The 18876-nt window shown below is 71.3% G+C and carries 22 protein-coding genes; 9 read left to right on the forward strand and 13 right to left on the reverse strand.

Translation table 11 applies throughout. The annotated features are described in order from the left end of the window. Positions 1-3: 3 nt before the first annotated feature. From P8A20_RS32555 to P8A20_RS32580, 6 genes are all read left to right on the forward strand, one after another. Positions 4-315 (forward strand): urease subunit beta, encoded by a 312-nt coding sequence (locus P8A20_RS32555; protein ID WP_147962568.1) that lies wholly within the window; start codon positions 4-6, stop codon positions 313-315. Then, positions 308-2029, forward strand: a complete 1722-nt coding sequence (locus P8A20_RS32560) for an urease subunit alpha (protein WP_147962569.1) — start codon at positions 308-310, stop codon at positions 2027-2029. The genes P8A20_RS32555 and P8A20_RS32560 overlap by 8 nt, the downstream gene beginning before the upstream one ends. Before the next feature lie 17 nt (positions 2030-2046). Further along, on the forward strand, positions 2047-2712 hold the full coding sequence (locus tag P8A20_RS32565; RefSeq protein WP_147962570.1) for an urease accessory protein UreF: 666 nt from the start codon (positions 2047-2049) through the stop codon (positions 2710-2712). A 73-nt stretch (positions 2713-2785) separates the two neighbouring features. Continuing rightward, positions 2786-3463 carry an urease accessory protein UreG gene (gene ureG, locus P8A20_RS32570; protein ID WP_147962571.1) on the forward strand — a complete coding sequence of 226 codons (678 nt, stop codon included), beginning with the start codon at positions 2786-2788 and terminating at the stop codon, positions 3461-3463. After that, entirely contained in the window at positions 3460-4245 is a 786-nt protein-coding gene (locus P8A20_RS32575; protein WP_306104789.1) for an urease accessory protein UreD, read from the forward strand. The genes ureG and P8A20_RS32575 overlap by 4 nt, the downstream gene beginning before the upstream one ends. 153 nt (positions 4246-4398) lie before the next feature. Continuing rightward, the gene (locus P8A20_RS32580) at positions 4399-5976 is read left to right on the forward strand and encodes an alpha/beta hydrolase (protein WP_187282341.1); all 1578 of its coding nucleotides are present in this window, start codon (positions 4399-4401) and stop codon (positions 5974-5976) included. Positions 5977-6075: 99 nt separating this feature from the next. Here P8A20_RS32580 and P8A20_RS32585 read toward each other — a convergent pair whose 3' ends face one another. The 4 genes from P8A20_RS32585 to P8A20_RS32600 form a co-directional block, all read right to left on the reverse strand. Further along, positions 6076-7125, reverse strand: a complete 1050-nt coding sequence (locus P8A20_RS32585) for an NAD-dependent epimerase/dehydratase family protein (protein ID WP_306104790.1) — start codon at positions 7123-7125, stop codon at positions 6076-6078. A 65-nt stretch (positions 7126-7190) separates the two neighbouring features. Further along, positions 7191-7901 carry a lysophospholipid acyltransferase family protein gene (locus tag P8A20_RS32590; RefSeq protein WP_147962574.1) on the reverse strand — a complete coding sequence of 237 codons (711 nt, stop codon included), beginning with the start codon at positions 7899-7901 and terminating at the stop codon, positions 7191-7193. Between the two features lie 610 nt (positions 7902-8511). Then, positions 8512-8898 (reverse strand): SRPBCC family protein, encoded by a 387-nt coding sequence (locus P8A20_RS32595; RefSeq protein ID WP_371606620.1) that lies wholly within the window; start codon positions 8896-8898, stop codon positions 8512-8514. A 6-nt stretch (positions 8899-8904) separates the two neighbouring features. Then, positions 8905-9168, reverse strand: a complete 264-nt coding sequence (locus P8A20_RS32600) for an HU family DNA-binding protein (protein ID WP_147962575.1) — start codon at positions 9166-9168, stop codon at positions 8905-8907. 180 nt (positions 9169-9348) lie between these two features. Here P8A20_RS32600 and P8A20_RS32605 point away from each other — a divergent pair, with 180 nt between their 5' ends. Continuing rightward, positions 9349-9897, forward strand: a complete 549-nt coding sequence (locus P8A20_RS32605) for a 2'-5' RNA ligase family protein (protein ID WP_147962576.1) — start codon at positions 9349-9351, stop codon at positions 9895-9897. A gap of 8 nt (positions 9898-9905) precedes the next feature. Here the strand turns inward: P8A20_RS32605 and P8A20_RS32610 are convergent, their stop codons facing one another. From P8A20_RS32610 to P8A20_RS32630, 5 genes are all read right to left on the reverse strand, one after another. Continuing rightward, on the reverse strand, positions 9906-10064 hold the full coding sequence (locus P8A20_RS32610) for a hypothetical protein (protein WP_107103313.1): 159 nt from the start codon (positions 10062-10064) through the stop codon (positions 9906-9908). Positions 10065-10131: 67 nt separating this feature from the next. Next, positions 10132-11082, reverse strand: a complete 951-nt coding sequence (locus tag P8A20_RS32615) for a cytochrome c oxidase assembly protein (protein WP_147962577.1) — start codon at positions 11080-11082, stop codon at positions 10132-10134. A gap of 111 nt (positions 11083-11193) precedes the next feature. Further along, on the reverse strand, positions 11194-12219 hold the full coding sequence (locus P8A20_RS32620; protein WP_147962578.1) for a 6-phosphofructokinase: 1026 nt from the start codon (positions 12217-12219) through the stop codon (positions 11194-11196). A gap of 184 nt (positions 12220-12403) precedes the next feature. Beyond that, the gene (locus P8A20_RS32625) at positions 12404-13132 is read right to left on the reverse strand and encodes a type 1 glutamine amidotransferase (protein ID WP_147962579.1); all 729 of its coding nucleotides are present in this window, start codon (positions 13130-13132) and stop codon (positions 12404-12406) included. Between the two features lie 34 nt (positions 13133-13166). Further along, a complete protein-coding gene (locus P8A20_RS32630) occupies positions 13167-14405 on the reverse strand; it encodes a Mur ligase family protein (protein ID WP_014157625.1) in 1239 nt (412 codons plus the stop codon). 114 nt (positions 14406-14519) lie between these two features. Here P8A20_RS32630 and def point away from each other — a divergent pair, with 114 nt between their 5' ends. Beyond that, positions 14520-15074 (forward strand): peptide deformylase, encoded by a 555-nt coding sequence (gene def / locus P8A20_RS32635; protein WP_147962580.1) that lies wholly within the window; start codon positions 14520-14522, stop codon positions 15072-15074. A 20-nt stretch (positions 15075-15094) separates the two neighbouring features. Here def and P8A20_RS32640 read toward each other — a convergent pair whose 3' ends face one another. Continuing rightward, complete coding sequence (locus P8A20_RS32640; protein WP_147962581.1) at positions 15095-15745, reverse strand: TetR/AcrR family transcriptional regulator; 651 nt, start codon at positions 15743-15745, stop codon at positions 15095-15097. Positions 15746-15918: 173 nt separating this feature from the next. On the opposite strand from P8A20_RS32640, the gene P8A20_RS32645 reads away from it, so the two are divergent. Beyond that, on the forward strand, positions 15919-17145 hold the full coding sequence (locus P8A20_RS32645) for an acyl-CoA dehydrogenase family protein (RefSeq protein WP_147962582.1): 1227 nt from the start codon (positions 15919-15921) through the stop codon (positions 17143-17145). Between the two features lie 56 nt (positions 17146-17201). Here the strand turns inward: P8A20_RS32645 and P8A20_RS32650 are convergent, their stop codons facing one another. Genes P8A20_RS32650 through P8A20_RS32660 form a run of 3 tightly spaced genes read right to left on the reverse strand, consistent with a single transcriptional unit; the run spans position 17202 to position 18868 of the window. Further along, positions 17202-17690 carry a glutathione peroxidase gene (locus P8A20_RS32650; RefSeq protein ID WP_147962583.1) on the reverse strand — a complete coding sequence of 163 codons (489 nt, stop codon included), beginning with the start codon at positions 17688-17690 and terminating at the stop codon, positions 17202-17204. Between the two features lie 43 nt (positions 17691-17733). After that, positions 17734-18273, reverse strand: a complete 540-nt coding sequence (locus tag P8A20_RS32655) for a GNAT family N-acetyltransferase (RefSeq protein WP_147962584.1) — start codon at positions 18271-18273, stop codon at positions 17734-17736. A gap of 19 nt (positions 18274-18292) precedes the next feature. Then, positions 18293-18868, reverse strand: coding sequence for a helix-turn-helix domain-containing protein (locus P8A20_RS32660; protein WP_306104791.1), 576 nt, complete (start codon positions 18866-18868; stop codon positions 18293-18295). Between the last annotated feature and the right edge of the window lie 8 nt (positions 18869-18876).

Here is an 18876-nt window from a genome sequence, read left to right on the forward strand (position 1 = left end):
CCGATGATTCCCGGAGAGATCCTCTACGCGCAGAGCCCGGTGCCCCTCAACGAGGGCCGTCCCGTCACCCGTCTCACCGTCCTCAACGCCGCCGACCGGCCCGTCCAGGTCGGCTCGCACTACCACTTCGCCGAGGCCAACACCGGCCTGGAGTTCGACCGCGGCGCCGCTCACGGCCTGCGGCTGAACATCGCCGCCGGAACCGCTGTGCGCTTCGAGCCCGGTATCCCCGTCGACGTCGAACTCGTCCCGCTCGCAGGTCTGCGCATCGTCCCCGGACTGCGCGGCGACACCGGAGGTCCCCTCGATGCCTGAGCTCAGCCGACCCGTGTACGCCGATCTGTTCGGGCCCACCGTCGGTGACCGCATCCGGCTCGCCGACACCGATCTCGTCGTCGAGATCGAGGAGGACCGGTCCGGCGGTCCTGGGCTGGCCGGGGACGAGGCCGTCTTCGGCGGCGGCAAGGTGATCCGTGAGTCGATGGGCCAGGCGCGGACCACCCGCGCCGAGGGCGCCCCCGACACCGTGATCACCGGCGCCGTCATCATCGACCACTGGGGCATCGTCAAGGCCGACATCGGCATCCGCGACGGCCGGATCACCGGGATCGGCAAGGCCGGGAATCCCGACACGATGGACGGCGTCCACCCCGAGCTGGTCATCGGACCCGAGACCGAGATCATCGTGGGCAACGGCAAGTTCGTCACCGCCGGTGCCATCGACGCGCACGTCCACTTCATCTCGCCGACCCTCATCGACCAGGCTCTCTCCTCCGGGATCACCACACTCGTCGGCGGAGGCACGGGCCCGGCCGAGGGGACCAAGGCCACCACGATCACCCCGGGCCCCTGGCATCTCGCCCGGATGTTCGAGGCGCTCGACGGCTACCCCGTCAACATCGGCCTGCTCGGCAAGGGCAACACGATGTCGCGCGAGGCCATGCACTCCCAGCTGCGCGCCGGGGCCCTCGGCTTCAAGATCCATGAGGACTGGGGAGCCACCCCCGCCGTCATCGACGCCTGTCTGAGCGTCTGTGAGGAGACCGGTGCCCAGCTCGCCATCCACACGGACACGCTCAACGAGGCCGGATTCGTCGCCGACACGCTGGCCGCCATCGCGGGGCGCTCGATCCACGCGTACCACACCGAGGGCGCGGGAGGCGGACACGCTCCCGACATCATCAGCGTGGTCTCGGAGCCCTACGTCCTGCCCAGCTCCACCAACCCGACCCGGCCGCACACCGTCAACACGATCGAGGAACACCTCGACATGCTGATGGTCTGTCACCACCTCAACCCCACCGTGCCGGAGGACCTCGCCTTCGCCGAGTCGCGCATCCGGCCCTCGACGATCGCGGCCGAGGACATCCTCCACGACCTCGGCGCCATCTCGATCATCTCCTCGGACTCCCAGGCGATGGGCCGCATCGGCGAGGTGATCCTGCGCACCTGGCAGACCGCCCATGTGATGAAGCGGCGGCGCGGCGCGCTGCCGGGCGACGGGGCCGCCGACAACCACCGCGCACGTCGCTATGTCGCCAAATACACCATCAATCCAGCGGTGGCCCAGGGACTGGACCGGGAGATCGGCTCCGTCGAAGCGGGCAAGCTGGCCGACCTCGTGCTGTGGGACCCGGCGTTCTTCGGCGTCAAGCCGCAGACCGTGATCAAGGGAGGCCAGATCGCGTACGCCCAGATGGGCGACGCCAACGCCTCCATCCCCACGCCGCAGCCGGTCATGCCGCGTCCGATGTTCGGGGCCGTGGGGCGGGCGCCCGCCGCGAACTCGTTCAACTTCGTCTCCTCTGCGGCCATCGAGGCAGGGCTGCCGGAACACCTCGGACTCGGCAAGAGGTTCGTGCCGATCAGCAGCACCCGTGGCGTCACCAAGGCGGACATGCGCGAGAACGACGCCCTGCCCCGGGTCGACGTCGACCCCGACAGCTTCGCCGTCACCATCGACGGTGATCCTGTCGTCCCCGCCCCCGCCGCGGAACTCCCCATGGCCCAGCGCTACTTCCTCTTCTGAGGACGGGACAGCACCTCATGACGACGCGCGCAGCCCTGCTCGTCCTCGCCGACGGCCGGTTCCCCGCCGGTGGCCACGCCCACTCCGGTGGCGCCGAACCGGCCGTCAAGGCAGGACACATCAGGAACGCCCAGGACCTGGCGAGCTTCTGCCTCGGCAGGCTCCACACGACCGGGCTCACCTCGGCCGCCCTCGCGGCCGCCGCGGCCCATGGCATCGACCCGCTCGCCCTCGACGAGGCCGCGGACGCCCGTACACCCTCGCCCGCACTCAGAGGCGTGGCCCGCAAACTGGGCCGACAGCTGATGAGGGCGGCGCGGGCCACCTGGCCCAGCCCCGAACTGACCGCGCTCGCCGAAGCCCGGCCCCGTGGCGCCCACCAGCCGGTCGTCCTCGGGCTCACCGCCCGCGCCGCCGGCCTCGGGCCCGCCGACGCCGCACACTGCGTCGCCTACGAAACGGTCAGCGGCCCCGCCACCGCGGTGGTCCGTCTGCTGTCCCTGGACCCCTTCGAGGCCACCGCGGTCCTCGCCCGGCTGGCACCCGCACTCGACGAGGTCGCCGAACAGGCGGCCGAAGCGGCACGGCACGGCATCGAGGCGCTGCCCGCCGCCTCCGCCCCGCTGCTCGACATCACGGCCGAAGCCCACGCGGCCTGGCCGGTCCGCCTGTTCGCCTCCTGAGTCCCGATCCCGACCCGCCCCCCCCGACCGGCGGGAGCCCCCGCACCATCCGTCCTCACCTGGAGCCGCACCCATGCACCTCGACCACACCCACAGCGGCCCCGCGGCCGTCAGCGCCGACGCCGCCCGCCCCGACGGCACCCGCCGCGCGCTGCGCATCGGCCTGGGCGGCCCGGTCGGTTCGGGCAAGACAGCCACCGTCGCGGCCCTCTGCCGCGCCCTCCGTGACCGTGTGTCCATCGCCGTCGTCACCAACGACATCTACACCCGCGAGGACGCCGCCTTCCTGCTCCGCAACGCGGTGCTCCCGCCGGAGCGCATCCAGGCCGTCGAGACCGGCGCATGCCCGCACACCGCGATCCGCGACGACATCTCCGCCAACCTCGAAGCGGTCGAGGACCTGGAGGACTCCGTGGGGCCGCTCGATCTGATCCTCGTCGAATCGGGCGGCGACAATCTGACGGCCACCTTCTCCAAGGGGCTCGTCGACGCCCAGATCTTCGTCATCGACGTCGCGGGTGGTGACGACATCCCGCGCAAGGGCGGCCCCGGTGTCAGCACCGCGGACCTGCTCGTCGTCAACAAGACCGACCTCGCCCCCTACGTCGGCTCCGACCTGGACCGGATGGCCCGCGACGCCGCGGACCAGCGTGGCGAACTCCCCGTGGTGTTCACCTCCCTCACCGGCGCCGACGGCGTCGCCCCCGTCGCCGACTGGGTGCGGGCGCGGCTCGCGGACTGGGCCGTATGAGCGTCACTGCCACCGCCCGGATCACCGCGGTCGCCGACGGGCGGGGCTCCACCGCGCTTCCGGTGCTGGAGAGCGACGGTCCGCTCGCCCTGCGCCGGACCAGGTCCCCGGACACCGGGTATGCACGCGTCACCGTGGTCGGCGCGATGAGCGCGCCCCTCGGCGGCGACCGGCTCGCCGTCGAGGTGCGTGCCGAGGACGGAGCCCGGGTGACGGTGGACGCCGCGGCCGCCACCGTCGCGCTGCCGGGGGCGGGTCCGGACGCCGGCCCCGCTTCGTACGCCGTACGGCTGAGCGCGGGGGAGGGGGCCGAGCTCCGCTGGCTCCCCGAACAGCTCGTCTCCGCCCGCGGCAGTGAACTCGACATGACCACCCGGGCCGACCTCGCCCCCACCGCCCGTCTGGTGCTCCGCGAGGAACAGGTCCTGGGCCGGCACGGCGAACCCACCGGAAGGCTCTCGACCCGCCTCACGGTGCGCCGAGCCGGACGGCCGCTGCTCGACCAGCAACTGGCGTACGGGCCGGGAGCGCCCGGAGGCTGGGACGGCGCGGCCGTCCTGGGCGGTCACCGGGCCGTCGGGCAACTGCTCCTGGTCGACCCCGCGTTCGACCGCGGCCTCCCCGCCCCACGCCTGCTCGGTCCCACCGCGGCGCTCACCCCGCTGGCCGGCCCCGCCGTTCTGGTGACGGCGCTCGCCGCGGACGCCCGGCTGCTGCGAGCGGTGCTGGACGAGGCGCTGGAGGGCCTGCTGAAGGAGTCGAAGGCCCTCAGGAAGCCCTGAGTTCGCTCAGCGGGACGACGACACCGGTTATTGGTTCGGTAAAGAAACACGCGTACGCCCTGTTCTCAGCAACCTCACAGACGAAAGGATCCTCCTGGACGCATGAAGCAACGCGCCGCCACCGGCGGCGCATCACGCAGGGGGAGGTTCCACTTGAGACGCACAGCGGTGCTCGGTTCGGCCGGCACTCTGATCGCGGGCACGCTCATAGCGGGGGCGATAGCCGCACCGGCCGCAGGTGCCGACAGCCGGCACCACGGCGACCAGGAGGCGCGTGGCGTGCAGATCGCCGCGGCCCGGGCCGCGAGGACGGGAATCGACTGGGCGGACTGCCCGGCCGACTGGGCGATCGCCGCGCCCATCCAGTGCGGCTGGGTGAGCGTTCCGCTCGACTACGGCAAGCCGAACGGCAAGCAGATCAAGCTCGCCGTCGACCGGCACGTCAGCACGGGCACGAAGAGCGAGCGCCAGGGCGCGCTCGTCTACAACCCCGGCGGCCCCGGCGGCTCGGGCATGGCGTTCCCGAAGCGCATCGTCACCAAGAACCCGCTCTGGACGAAGGCCGCGAAGGCGTACGACTTCGTGGGCTTCGACCCGCGCGGTGTCGGCCACTCGGCGCCCATCTCCTGCATCGACCCGCAGGAGTTCGTGAAGGCCCCGAAGGCCGACCCGGTGCCGGACAGCGAGGCCGACAAGCGCGCCCAGCGCAAGCTGGCGGCCGAGTACGCCGACGGCTGCGCCGAGCGAAGCGGCGAGATGCTGCCGCACATGACCACGCCCGACACCGCACGCGACCTGGACGTCATCCGCGCCGCGCTCGGCGAGAAGAAGCTCAACTTCCTCGGTGTCTCCTACGGCACCTACCTGGGCGCGGTCTACGGCACGCTCTTCCCGTCGCACGTGCGCCGGATGGTCGTCGACAGCGTGGTCAACCCCGCGAAGGACAACATCTGGTACGAGGCCAACCTCAACCAGGACATCGCCTTCCAGACCCGCTGGAACGACTGGAAGGCATGGGTCGCCGAGAACGACGCCGCCTACCACATCGGTGACACGCCCGAGAAGGTCGAGCAGGCCTGGCTGACGCTGAGGGCAGCCGCCAAGAAGAACCCGATCGGCGGCGTCGTGGGCCCCGCCGAGCTCATCGGCTTCTTCCAGAGTGCGCCGTACTACGACTCCGCCTGGGCGCCCACCGCCCGGATCTGGAGCGACTACCTGGGCGGCGACACCCAGGCGCTGATCGACGCCGCGGCACCCGACCTGTCGGACACCGCGGGCAACATCAGCTCGGAGAACGGCAACGCCGTGTACACGGCGGTCGAGTGCGCGGATGCCAAGTGGCCCACCAGCTGGAAGAAGTGGGACCGCGACAACACCCGGCTGCACCAGCAGTACCCGTTCATGACCTGGGCCAACGCCTGGATGAACCTGCCGTGCGCCACCTGGCAGTCCAAGCAGCGGACGCCGCTGGACGTCCGTACAGGCAAGGGGCTGCCCCCGGTGCTGATCGTCCAGTCCACGCGTGACGCCGCCACCCCGTACGAAGGCGCCGTCGAGCTGCACAAGCGGTTCAAGGGCTCCCGTCTCATCACCGAGAAGGGCGCCGGCTCTCACGGTGTCACGGGCCTGGTCAACCCCTGCGTCAACGAGCGGGTGGACACCTACCTGCTGACGGGGAAGACCGACCGGCGCGATGTGACGTGCACCCCGCACGCCACACCGAAGCCGTAGCCACCCCCTGACGTGAGCGGGCGGCCGATGTCTTCCGGCGGCCGCCCGCTCACCCTCCGGCGTGGCGTCGCGCCCACCTCCGATGTGGCCGCGGCACGTTCACACCGTCCGCCCGTACCGCTCCAGCCAGGCGTCCTCCGCCGCGTAGTCGAACAACGTCCCGCCGTAGTTGCGCACCATCTTCGGGAACGCCTGCTTCCAGTCATGTCCGTCGAGCTGCTCGGCGAGCCACTCCACCGTCCGGGGCAGCGACTCCGCATAGCCCGTCACCGGGCGGTAGCCCAACTGCCTTTCGGCCTCGGACATGTCGTAGACGACGGGGTGCGCACCGCTCCAGGGGGTCTCGCCGATTCCGCCCTCGGGCGGCGCGCCCGGTATCAGCACGGTCTCGGTCTCCAGGCCGAGCACGCCGTCGACGACCGCACCGATCTCGGCGACGGTCGGTGCCTGTGGGTCCGCCGCGTTGAGCACGCGCGACGCGGGCCGCTGAGCGGCGAGCCTGATGAGCTCGGCGACGTTGGACACGTGGACCGGATGGAAGCGGCTCTCCCCGCCGTAGGCCAGGACACGCCGCCTGCGCCCGTCCAGCAGACGCTTGACGAAGTACAGCTCGCGCGGTGTGCGGCAGTGCTCCCCGTGTACCGCGCCGGCCCGCAGCAGCGTCACCGGCAGCGCGCCCCCGGCCGCCAGCAGGTCCTGTTCCAGCGCGATCTTCCGTGTGCCGTACGTCGCGTCGCCGGGCGGGACCGTGCGCTGCGTCTCCGGGACCGGCACGGGATACGCGGGAAAGCCGTCCGGTTCGCCCTGGGTGTCGAAGCTGCGGCCCCGCCCGTCCTCGTACACCGCGCCGCTGGAGATGACGACCGCGGACCCGGCACGCCCCGCCAGTCCCGTCAGCTGCGCCGCGTGGCCGCGCCCGAACGCGACCGTGTCGACCAGGACGTCGCAGCCCTCGCCGAGCGCGGCCGGCAGAGCGCCCTCCTCCTCGCGGTCGAGTGCGACGGTGCGGACCCCGCTGTCCCAGGTGCTGTCGCGGCCGCCTCCCCGGGATGCCGCGGTCACCTCCCAGCCGTCCCCGGACAGGGCCCGCACCGCGGCCCGGCCGATCTGTCCCGTCGCACCCAGCACGAATGCTCGTCCTCTGCTCATGCGCAGGACGCTACGGTGGCCCCGGCGGCCGGACCAGGGTTATCGGCCGACAGCAGATTCCCCGCTCAGCGTGCCCGGCGCGGGAACTTCTCGGACTCCCCGGCCTGCGCCGCCTTCGCCTTGACCGCGTACTCGTCGACGTACTCCTGCCCGGAGAGACCGAGGACGGCGTACATGATCTCGTCCGTGACCGCCCGGATGGCGGCCTTCTGGTCCTCCAGGCCGGCGTAGCGGGAGAAGTCCAGCGGCTCACCGAAGCGGATCGTGACCCGCTTGACCTTGGGCACCTTCTGTCCGGGCGGCTGGATCTCGAACGTGCCGACCATCGCGCAGGGGATGACCGGGACCCCGGCCTTGATCGCCATCACCGCGACGCCGACCTTGCCCTTGTAGAGCCGTCCGTCGTGCGAGCGGGTGCCCTCCGGATAGATGCCCAGCAGCTCACCCTTGCTCAGCACCCCCAGCCCCTCGCGGATCGCTGCCTGTCCCGCTTCCTTGCCGGAGCGGTCCACCGGGATCTGCCCGATGCTGTGGAAGAACGCCGCGGTCAGTTTGCCCTTGATGCCGGGGCCGGTGAAGTACTCGGCCTTCGCGAGGAACGTGATGCGGCGCTTGAGGATCGCCGGCATCAGGAAGTGGTCGGAGAAGGAGAGGTGGTTGCCCGCGACGATGGCGGCACCGTCTTCGGGGATGTGCTCAAGTCCCTCGATGCGCGGCCGGAACACCAGCCGGAGCAGGGGACCCAGTACGACGTATTTCAGGACGTAATAGAACACGGCTTCTCTCCTAGTCTTCCGGACCGGGCCGGCGGCCACGTTCTGCCAGGTCGCACATGCTGTTGTCGCGCTCGGCCGACTCGTCGGTGCGGCCCGAGGGCGGCCGTGCCTTCCTCAGGACTGGTACCCGCTTCCCGCCACCTCACCTGACGCGCCATCAGCCGACTGTGGGTGCGAACTCGTCGCTCCCTTCCGGCGGTCGATCGTAGCCGTGATTCCGGTGGGCCCGCGATGTCGCGTGGAACAGGACCGCGTGGTCAGGCGCCTTCCCGCTCCCGGCTGTGTGCCCGGGCGACCGTAGGGCTCCCTCGGAAACGTTCCGGAAGGTCCTTCGGATCGCACGCCCCTGGTTCGTTCCGCGACGGTCGGTCCCGGTGGATGTCCGTACCCGGGCCGAGGGAGAGGCCGAAGCCCTGGAAGACGCCCAGCGCGATCAGTCGGGCCGACAGGAAGGGGACGACGAGGACGAACAGCCGCCCAGGGGGACCACGACGGCGGACGCGTCGGTCGGCGTCGCCGGTGCGGCGGCCTCGAGGGTGCAGTCCGGGGCGGTCGGCGACCGGGTGGCCATGGCTCCGCGGGGGAGCGAAACCCCTCCCGCGTCGGACCGTCAGCCGCGCACCAGTCGGCCCAGCGCCCATCGCGCGGGTGCCGCGTACGCGGCGAGTACGACAGCGGGGCCCTCGACGACGAGTTCCGTGGCCGATCCGCCGGGCCGCCGCAACACCCGGTGACACAGCCGCAGCCGCACGGGACCGACGGCGACCCGCCACACCCAGTGCCACCGTTCGTCGTCGACGGACTCGACCACGAACGCGGCGGTGACACCGAGGAGCGAGACGACCTCGCCCCGCATGCCCGCGGTGATGCGCTCACCGTCGGCGTGCACCGCCCGTATCTGCGGCGACCAGCTCGGCCAGCGCCGCGGATCGGCGTAGCGGAGCCAGACGTCCTCGGGCTCCGCGCGTCCTGAGGCCCGCAGCGTCATGACCGGCATGACTCGCTACCCGGCTCGCCCGACCTCGTCGTTGACGAACTCGTTGAGCGCCTTGCCCGGCCGCAGAGCCGCCTCCCCGTCCTCCTGGTGGAAGCTGCCGAAGCCCACCAGCGTGACCGCGCCACCCGCCCTGAGCGTCTCGGCGATCGCACCGGCCTCCGCGACGGTTCCGAACAGTGCGTCGACGACCCGCCCGATCTGGTCGGCCGACAGCTCACCGCCGCCCGCCGTCCTGCGTCCCACCGCCTCGATCAGCGTGGACCTGTCCATGCCGAGCACCCACCTCTCGATCTCGGGACCCGCGGCCGGCCGGGGCTGTACGCCGGATCAGGACAGCCGCACCACTGGGTGACCTCACCATGCTGGCACCGCCCGGGCGCGCTCGCACGCGAGAGTTGCGCCGGAGCCACGCGACAGGCACCCGGCGGCGCACCGCCGTAGGCTGCCCGCGTGCACAGTGTGGAACTGCTGCCCGACCGGGCGACGGAGCGTGCCGTCCGTGAGGCGTGGGAGCGCCTGGCGCGCGCCGGTCTGCCCAGCCTGGCGGCGCACCGGCATCCGACCAACCGCCCGCACCTCACCCTGGCCACCGCGGACACCCTCTCCGCGGAGACCCGGGCGCTGCTGGACGACGCGCTGGAGGCAGCCCTGCCTCTGCCCTTGGCCCTCGACGGGCTCGTACGGTTCCGGGGCCGCAGACACGTGCTGGCCTGGGCCGTCCGGCCCGAGGACGCCCTGCTGCGCCTGCACAGGTCGGTGTGGCGCACCCTGCGCGACGCACCGGGGAGCGGCCGCCCGAACCCGCTCCACGACCCCGGGCGCTGGGTCCCGCACATCACCCTCGGCCGCGGAGGCGACCACAGCCGGGCCGTCCCGCCCGAGCCGCTCCCACTGGTACCGGGCACGCCTCCTGGCGTCCTCACCGGCCGGTGGACCGGCGCCCGCTCCTACGACTCGCTCACCCGCACCACGGGCCGCCTCGGCCCCTGGACCGGCTGACCCACGCCTCAGGTGTCGCGTGTGGCGAGCATTCCCAGAGTGGCGAGTCCGAGGACCACCCAGCCGAACCACAGCCAGCCGTTGCTCCCCAGCGCCACGGTGTACGCCGTCACCGCGACCAGCGCGCCGACGGTCAGCACTCCCATCGTCTTCGTGGATCCAGGCATGAGCGCACGCTCCTCACCCGGCCGCACGGCCGTTGAAGCCATGGTCACCCCAGGGGTGTGCTCACCGCTACTGTCCGCGCGTCTGCAATGAGGCGAGATAGGCGTTGTACGCCTTCAGCTCCTGGTCGCCGTCCCGGTCTGCGGCCCGGTCGGAGCGCTTGGCGGTCCGCTGCTCGGAGCGGTACCACTGGAAGACCAGGGCGATCAGCACCAGCACGGACGGGATCTCACTGAACGCCCAGGCGATGCCACCGGCCGCGGATTGGTCGCTCAGGGCGTCGATGCCGAGCGAGGCCGACGGGTTCTCGTAGGCCTTCACCATCGGCTGGCTCGCCATCATCAGCGCGATCCCGAAGAACGCGTGGAAGGGCATCCCCGCGAAGAGCTCCAGCATCCGCATCACGTAACCGGGCCGGTGCGGGCCCGGGTCCACGCCCATGATCGGCCAGAAGAACACCAGGCCCACCGCCAGGAAGTGCACCATCATCGCGATGTGCCCCGTCTTCGACCCCATCAGGAAGTCGAACAGAGGCGTGAAGTAGAGCCCGTACAGGCTCGCGATGAACAGCGGGATCGTGAACACCGGATGGGTGATGATCTTCATGTAGCGGCTGTGGAGCAGTTTGAGCAGCAGCTCGCGCGGACCCGTACGGGTCCGTCCCGCCACGGGCAGCGCCCGCAGCGCCAGCGTCACCGGGGCGCCCAGCAGCAGCAGGATCGGCGACACCATGCTGATGACCATGTGCTGCACCATGTGCACGCTGAACATGACCATGCCGTAGTCGTTGAGTCCCGTGCACATCACCAGGGCGATGGACAGTATGCCGAGGACGAAGAAGACGGTCCGGTTGACCGGCCAGCCGTCGCCCCGGCCGCGCAGCCTCGCCACTCCGTAGCCGTACAGGACGAGAGCGACGACGCAGCCGGTCAGGAAGAACGGGTCCGCGGAGAACTCGAGCCCACGTCCCAGCGTGAACGGCGGCAGATCCATGTTCATGCCGTGCCCGCTGTGATCCATCTGTTCACTCCCGCTGGGGACGTCCCCGTTTCGTGCCGGTTGTCCGGTCCAGACTAGAACCGCCCCCGGCAGCGGTTGCGGCCGGGGGCGGTCCAGGGAGTGTCGGGAGGGTCAGAGCACGACCTGCGCCTCGGCGTAGCGCTCGGCCGGGACCGTCTTCAGGGTCTCCACGGCCGCCGCCAGCGGGACCATCGTGATGTCCGTGCCGCGCAGCGCCGTCATCATGCCGAACTCGCCGCGGTGAGCGGCCTCCACGGCGTGCCAGCCGAAGCGGGTGGCCAGGACACGGTCGTACGCGGTCGGGGTACCGCCGCGCTGGACATGGCCGAGAATCACCGGGCGGGCCTCCTTGCCGAGGCGCTGCTCCAGCTCACCGGAGAGCTGCGTCGCCACACCGGCGAAGCGTTCGTGGCCGTAGATGTCCGTCTTGCCCTGGTTGAACTCCATGGAGCCCTCCCGGGGCTTGGCGCCCTCCGCCACGACGACGATCGCGAACTTCTTGCCATCCGAGAAGCGCCGGCCGACGACCTCGGTCAGCTCCGCGATGTCGAAGGGCCGCTCGGGCACGACGATGGCGTGGGCCCCGGCCGCCATGCCGGAGTGCAGCGCGATCCAGCCGGTGTGCCGCCCCATGACCTCGACGATCAGCACGCGCTGGTGCGACTCCGCGGTCGTCTTCAGCCGGTCCAGCGCCTCGGTGGCGACCCCGACAGCCGTGTCGAAACCGAACGTCACGTCGGTGGAGGCGATGTCGTTGTCGATGGTCTTCGGCACACCGACGATGGGCAGACCCGACTCGGAGAGCAGGTTGGCGGCCTTCAGGGTCCCCTCGCCGCCGATCGGGATGATCGCGTCCAGACCGAGGTCGGCGACGTGACCCTTCGCGCGCTCCACACCGTCACGCAGATGCGCGGGCTGGACGCGGGAGGAGCCGAGGATCGTGCCGCCGCGGGCGAGGATCCCCCCGACGGCGTCGAGGTCGAGCTTGCGGTAGTCGCACTCGAGGAGGCCCTTCCACCCGTCGTGGAAGCCGATGACCTCGTCGCCGTGGTCGACAACCGCGCGGTGCACGACGGAACGGATGACGGCGTTGAGGCCGGGGCAGTCGCCGCCGGAGGTGAGCACACCAATTCGCATTGCCCGGGAAACCTTTGCAACGTGGGCCGACCCCGGACCACGTCGTCCGGTTGGATCCCCGTCACCTTACCGGCGTGGGGTGGCCGGACCGAACCCACTGTCCGACTGCTGGACGTCCACCGGTTGTACACAGGCCACACACACGCGTGGACCGGCCCCCGGGAGGGCCGGTCCACGCGATGCGTCAGGCGGGCTGGGTCGCGGCCGCGATCCGCTCGGCGCGCAGCGCCTCGTACCACCGGTCGTCGTTCGGCGGCAGTGCGTTCACGTCCAGCGCCAGCTTCAGCAGGTGGTCCGCGATCAGCGGGTTGCGAGCCAGGACCGGGCCATGCATGTAGGTGCCGAACACGGTGTCGTTGTACGCGCCCTCCGTGCCGTCCCCCGTGCCGTTGCCGCGGCCGAGCCGCACCCGGGCGAACGGGCGCGCGGACGGGCCGAGGTGGGTGACGCCCTGGTGGTTCTCGAAGCCGGTCAGGGGCGGCAGACCCAGGTTCGGATCGACGTCCCCGAGCACGTCACCGACGCACCGCGCACCCTCGCCGCGGGTGGAGACCACATCGAGCAGCCCGAGGCCGGGCTCCCGTTCACCGAGGTCGTTGATGAACTCGTGGCCGAGGATCTGGTAGCCCGCGCAGACCGAGAAGATGATCGCGCCGTTGGACGCGGCCCGGCTCAGCCCGCCGTCACGGCGCAGCCGTTCGGCCGCGAGGCGCTGCGGCCGGTCCTCACCGCCGCCGATGAGGTAGATGTCGCCCGACGTCGGGATGGGCTGGTCGCTGCGCACGTCCACGCGCGACACGTCGAGACCGCGCTGGCGTGCCCGGCGCTCCACCACCAGGGCGTTGCCCTGGTCGCCGTAGGTGCTGAGGAGGTCGGGGTAGACCCACACCAGCCGCAGGCTGTTGTTGCTCATGCTTCGTCCTCTCCGGGGGTTGCCCGCGCGGGGGTCAGTTGCCGACACGACGGCGCAGATCCTGGAAGGCGGTGTAGTTGGCGATGACCTCGATGCGACCGGGCGGCGCCATCTGGACGGCCTCGTCCAGGGTTTCGCACACACGGAAGTCGAGTCCGGCGACCTCGAGCCGGACCGCCAGGTCCAGCTTGCGGTCGCCGAGCACGAAGATCGGGTGACCGTAGAGCTGGGTGTAGTCGACGTCCCACAGCCAGGAGGTGTCCGTGCCGTCGGCGCCGCGCGCGTTCACCGAGAGGATGACCGGCGTGGGCGGCGGGTCGATCAGGGAGAACGTCTCGAGCCAGCCCGCCGGGTTCTTCGCCAGCAGGAGCCGGAGCTCACGGCCGAGGAAGCTGACGACGTCGTAGCGGCCGGCCACGGCCTGCACCTGGTACATGCGCTCCAGGGCGACCTGCGGCGGTACGCCGAAGACCGCGGCCACGGCGGCGGAGCTCGTCGCGTTGGCCTTGTTGGCCCGGCCCGGAAGCTGGAGGTGGATCGGCCACGCCGAACCGTGCGGGTCCAGGACGTAGTCGCCGTTCAGGGCCCAGCTGGGGGCGGGGCGGCGGAAACCGCACTCCCCGCAGAACCAGTCGTCCCCGGGGCGCTGCATCACACCACCGCAGGACGGGCACGACCAGGCGTCGTCCTTCCACGCCTGTCCCGCCGCGACCCACACCACGTTGGGGGAGGAGGAGGCGGCCCAGACGATCAGAGGGTCGTCGGCGTTGGCCACGATCACGGCCTTCGAGCCCGACAGGCCCTCACGCCACTTCTCCGCCAGCATCCGGGTCTCCGCCGCGCGGTCGAGCTGGTCGCGGGAGAGGTTGAGCAGCGCGATCACCTTCGGCGTCGTGTCGCGTGCCACACCGGCCAGGTACTTCTCGTCCACCTCGATCACGCCGTAGCGCGCGTCCGAGCCCCCTGCCAGCGCGGAGGTGATCCCCGCCGGCATGTTGGCCCCGAGCGCGTTCGACACGACGGGGCCCGCGGCCCTCAGCGCCTCGGCGATCAGCCGGGTCGTCGTCGTCTTGCCGTTCGTCGCGGACACGAGGATCACGTCCAGGTGCTGCGCCAGCCGCCCGAGCAGGTCGGGGTCGAGCTTGAGCGCCACCCGGCCGCCGATCACCGATCCGCTGCCGCGCCCCGCGGCGCGCGACACCGCCGCCGCGGCCTTGCCCGCCGTCACGGCGAGCTTGGCCCGCGGCGACAACGGCTCCGTGTTGCCTGCCATCGTCCTAGATCCTCCTTGCGTAAGTCCGTGCCCAGCCTATCGATGTCCGCGGTGCCGACCGCACCTCGGCACCACGGGGAACGTGGAGGTCACGTGCAACGTACGCTTCCGGGCATGCGAAACCGCCCGATCCCCGGCAGTACCGGACGCGTTCGAGCCATGAGTCTGCTCGGCGCCCCGGTGCTCCACAGCCCGTGCGACGACGTCACCGACTTCGGCCCGTCCCTCGCCCGGCTGGTGGAGGACATGTTCGCCACCATGTACGCCGCGAACGGTGTGGGGCTCGCCGCGAACCAGATCGGCGTACCGCTCAGGGTGTTCGTATACGACTGTCCGGACGACGACGAGGTCCGGCACCTGGGCCATCTCGTCAACCCGGTACTGATCGAGGCGGACGGGGACACCGTACGCGGGCCGGAGGGCTGTCTCTCGCTCCCGGGGATCGAGGCCGGAACCCCGCGCTTCGACCGTGCGGTGGTCGAGGGCCGGACCATCGCGGGGGAGCCGGTGCGGATCACCGGCACCGGCTGGTTCGCCCGCTGTCTCCAGCACGAGTGCGACCACCTCGACGGCCGGGTGTACACCGACCGGCTGACCGGACTGCGCCGTTCCAGGGCGCTGCGCGCGGCCCGGCGGGCGCCGTGGGCCCGTACGGCGCCCGCCGGCTGACCCGGCGGGCGGGGCCGCCCTCAGAATCCCTGGCCGCCCGGCAGGTCGCCCGCGTCGGCGAGCCTGCCCCACAGCAGGTCGGCGAGGCTGCGCACCAGCTGCTCGCGCGAGCACGGCCGGTCGCCCAGCCACCAGTCACCGGCCGCGTGCATCATGCCGACGATGCCGTGGCCCCAGATGCGCGCCATCTGCTCGCTCTCCGGGCCGAGATCGACCCGCTCCACGATCACCTTGCCCAGTTCCTCGCCCAGGCGGCGGAGCAGCGGTGCGGAGTGGCGGCCGACGTCGAAGCCCTGCTCGGGCGAGGGTGCCGCGTCGTCCGACGGATGCATCAGGAAGCGGTAGACCTGCGGGCGTGCCTCGATCGCCGCGAGGTAGGTGTCCAGGGTCGCCTCGACCCGTTCGCGGCGCTCGGAGGGGGCGTCCAGGGCGGCCCGCAGGGCGCTCAGCAGGGCGTCGGTGTGTCTCTTGGCGAGCGCGCGGTAGAGGCCGCCCTTGTCGCCGAAGTGCCGGTAGAGGATGGGCTTGGTGATCCCGGCCTCCGCGGCGATCGCGTTCATGGACGCCTGCGGGCCGTCCCTGAGCACCACCCGGTCCGCGGCTTCGAGCAGCTCCCGGCGGCGGCGTTCCGCCGCTGTCCGCTGCCGTCCGGCCCCTCGTGTGGTCTCCATGTTGTCTCTCCCGCCCCACCCGGCTGTCCTGCGATCTCGTCACGCCCGGGCAACGTAACACCCTGGTCCGCCACCCGCGGATCCGTCGCTGTCCGGTTGACAGGGGCTACTTGCTGGTAACAGACTGTTGTTACCGATAGTAACGGGGTTATCCGGAAGTGCATGGAGGGAACATGGCCGAGTTCACGCTCGAGCTCAACGACGACCAGAAGCAGGTCCGTGACTGGCTGCACGGATTCGCCGCCGAGGTGATCCGGCCGGCCGCTTCGGAGTGGGACGAGCGTGAGGAAACGCCCTGGCCGGTCATCCAGGAGGCCGCCAAGGTGGGCATCTACTCCCTGGACTTCTACGCCCAGCAGTTCTTCGACCCCACGGGCCTCGGCATCCCCATGGCCATGGAGGAGCTCTTCTGGGGTGACGCGGGCATCGCCCTGTCGATCGTCGGTACGGGCCTGGCGGCGGTCGGTGTCCTCGCCAACGGTACCGAGGAGCAGATCGGCACCTGGATCCCCCAGATGTACGGCGACGCCGCCGACGTGAAGGTCGCCGCCTTCTGCTCCTCGGAGCCGGACGCGGGCTCGGACGTCGCCTCGATGCGTACCCGTGCGGTCTACGACGAGGCCAAGGACGAGTGGGTGCTCAACGGCACCAAGACCTGGGCGACGAACGGCGGCATCGCCAACGTCCACGTCGTCGTCGCGGTCGTGGACCCGGAGCTCGGCTCGAAGGGCCACGCCTCCTTCATCGTCCCGCCGGCCACCCCCGGTCTCTCGCAGGGGCAGAAGTTCAAGAAGCACGGCATCCGAGCCTCGCACACGGCCGAGGTCGTCCTGGAGGACGTCCGCGTCCCCGGTCACTGCCTGCTCGGCGGCAAGGAGAAGCTGGACGAGCGCCTCGCCCGGGCCCGTGAGCGCGCCAGGTCCGGCGGCGAGCGGGTCAAGAACGCGGCGATGGCCACCTTCGAGGCCTCCCGTCCGGCTGTCGGGGCCATGGCCGTCGGCACCGCCCGCGCCGCCTACGAGGTCGCGCTCGACTACGCGAAGACCCGCACCCAGTTCGGCCGCCCGATCATCGACAACCAGGGTGTCGCCTTCCAGCTCGCCGACATGCGGACCCAGATCGACGCGGCGCGTCTGCTCGTCTGGCGTGCCTCCTGGATGGCGAGCGCCGGCAAGCCGTTCACCGCGGCCGAGGGCTCCATGTCGAAGCTCTACGCGAGCGAGACGGCGAAGTCGGTCACCGCCCAGGCCGTACAGATCCTCGGCGGCAACGGGTTCACCCGTGAGTACCCGGTCGAGCGCATGCACCGGGACGCCGCGATCTACACCATCTTCGAGGGCACGAGCGAGATCCAGCGCCTGGTGATCGCCCGCACCCTGTCGGGTATGCCCATCCGCTAGTCGCGTGCCGCGGGGCCGGGCCGTACGCCGGTCCGGCCCCGCGTGCTGCCGTCCCGCTAGCGCGGCAGCTGCGCCTCGATGGCCGCCACCAGTTCGGGTGCGTCCGGCTCGGTGCGCGGGCGGATCCGGGCGACGGGCTCTCCGGCCGGGGAGATCAGGAACTTCTCGAAGTTCCACTGGACGTCGCCGGCGGCGCCCTCCGCGTCGCCGAGCTTCGTCAGCTCCGTGTAGAGCGGGTGCCGGCCCTCGCCGTTGACGTCGATCTTCTCCAGCAGCGGGAAGCTGACCCCGTACGTCGTCGAGCAGAACGTCCGGATCTCGTCCGCGGTGCCCGGTTCCTGACCCGCGAACTGGTTGCAGGGCACGCCGAGGACGGTGAACCCGCGGTCCGCGTACGCCTTCTGGAGCTTCTCCAGTCCGGCGTACTGCGGGGTGAGCCCGCACTTGGAGGCGACGTTCACCAGCAGGACCGCAGAGCCCGCGTAGGCCCCCAGCGTGGTCGGCTCGCCGTCGAGTGTCCGGAGCGGGATGTCGTGCAGCGTCATTCGAGATCTCCTCGGTGGTGGGGCGTCGCCCCCATTGTGACGCTCACCGCCCGGAGTTTTCCGGCCGGTCGAGGGAACGGTAGTAGAACGTGGTACCCCGGAGCGTGCCGTACGGGTCCGCCGCGTAGGCAGGGACGGAGCCGCACGGTGTCCAGCCCGCCGAGCGGTAGAGGCGTTCCGCGTCGCTTCCCGTCTCGCTGTCCAGGACCAGCAGGGACAGCCCCTCCTCGGCCGCCGACCGCTCGACGGCCGTGAGCAGGGCCCGGCCGATTCCCCTGCCGCGGGCCGAGGGCCTGACCATGAGCTTGGCGACCTCCGCGCGGTGGCGGGCGTTCGGCAGGGCAGCCCTGGTCAGACCGATCGTGCCGGCGACCCGTTCGTCGTCCCGGGCGATCCAGACCCGCTGGCTCCCCGCCTCGACCGCGGCGGCCCGCTCGCGCCACCAGACGGCGGCCGCCTCCCGGTCCAGCGGGAGGAGGAAGCCGACGGAGGCGCCGTCCTCCACGGCCTCGATCATCAGTGCGGCGAGTTCATCGGCGTACGTGACCAGTTCGGGTCCGGACACGGGGACGATCTCGGTCATGAGGCGGGTCCTTTCACGTTCACGGCAGAACAACCATCAGTGCGTAGCGGACCCGCTGCGGGCCCGGACAGCGGAAGTGCGAGGGGCCGCGCAGCCGGAAGCGCAGGCAGTCGCCCTCGCGCACGGTGTGCACCGTGCCGTCGACGGTGATCTCGACCGTGCCTTCGAGTACCCAGATGTGCTGTTCCACGCCGGGTACCGGCGCGTTCTCGTACGAGACGTCCGCGCCCGCGTCGAGTGTGCCCTCGATGATCTCGGCGCGCAGGCCGGTGTGCGGCGGTGAGACGGAGCGGCGCGTGAATCCGGACCGCTCGTCCCGCCACACCTGTTGCCGTACGAGGGGCACCAGCTGCGGTGGCTCCGCCTCCACCTCCATCAGCAGGTTCGACATCGTCCTGCCGTAGACCGTGCACAGCTGTCCCAGCACCGTGGTCGTGGGGCTCAGCTCGCCCCGCTCCAGCCGCGACAGCGTCGAGCGGCTGACGCCGGTGCGTCGGGAGAGCTCGTCGAGCGACCAGCCGTGCTCGGTGCGCAGCAGTCCCAGGCGCGCCGCGAGCCGGGCGTCGACGGACTGCGGATCGGCCTCGTCTCTCATATCCGGGA

Source organism: Streptomyces sp. Alt3 (assembly GCF_030719215.1).
Lineage (GTDB): Bacteria > Actinomycetota > Actinomycetes > Streptomycetales > Streptomycetaceae > Streptomyces > Streptomyces glycanivorans.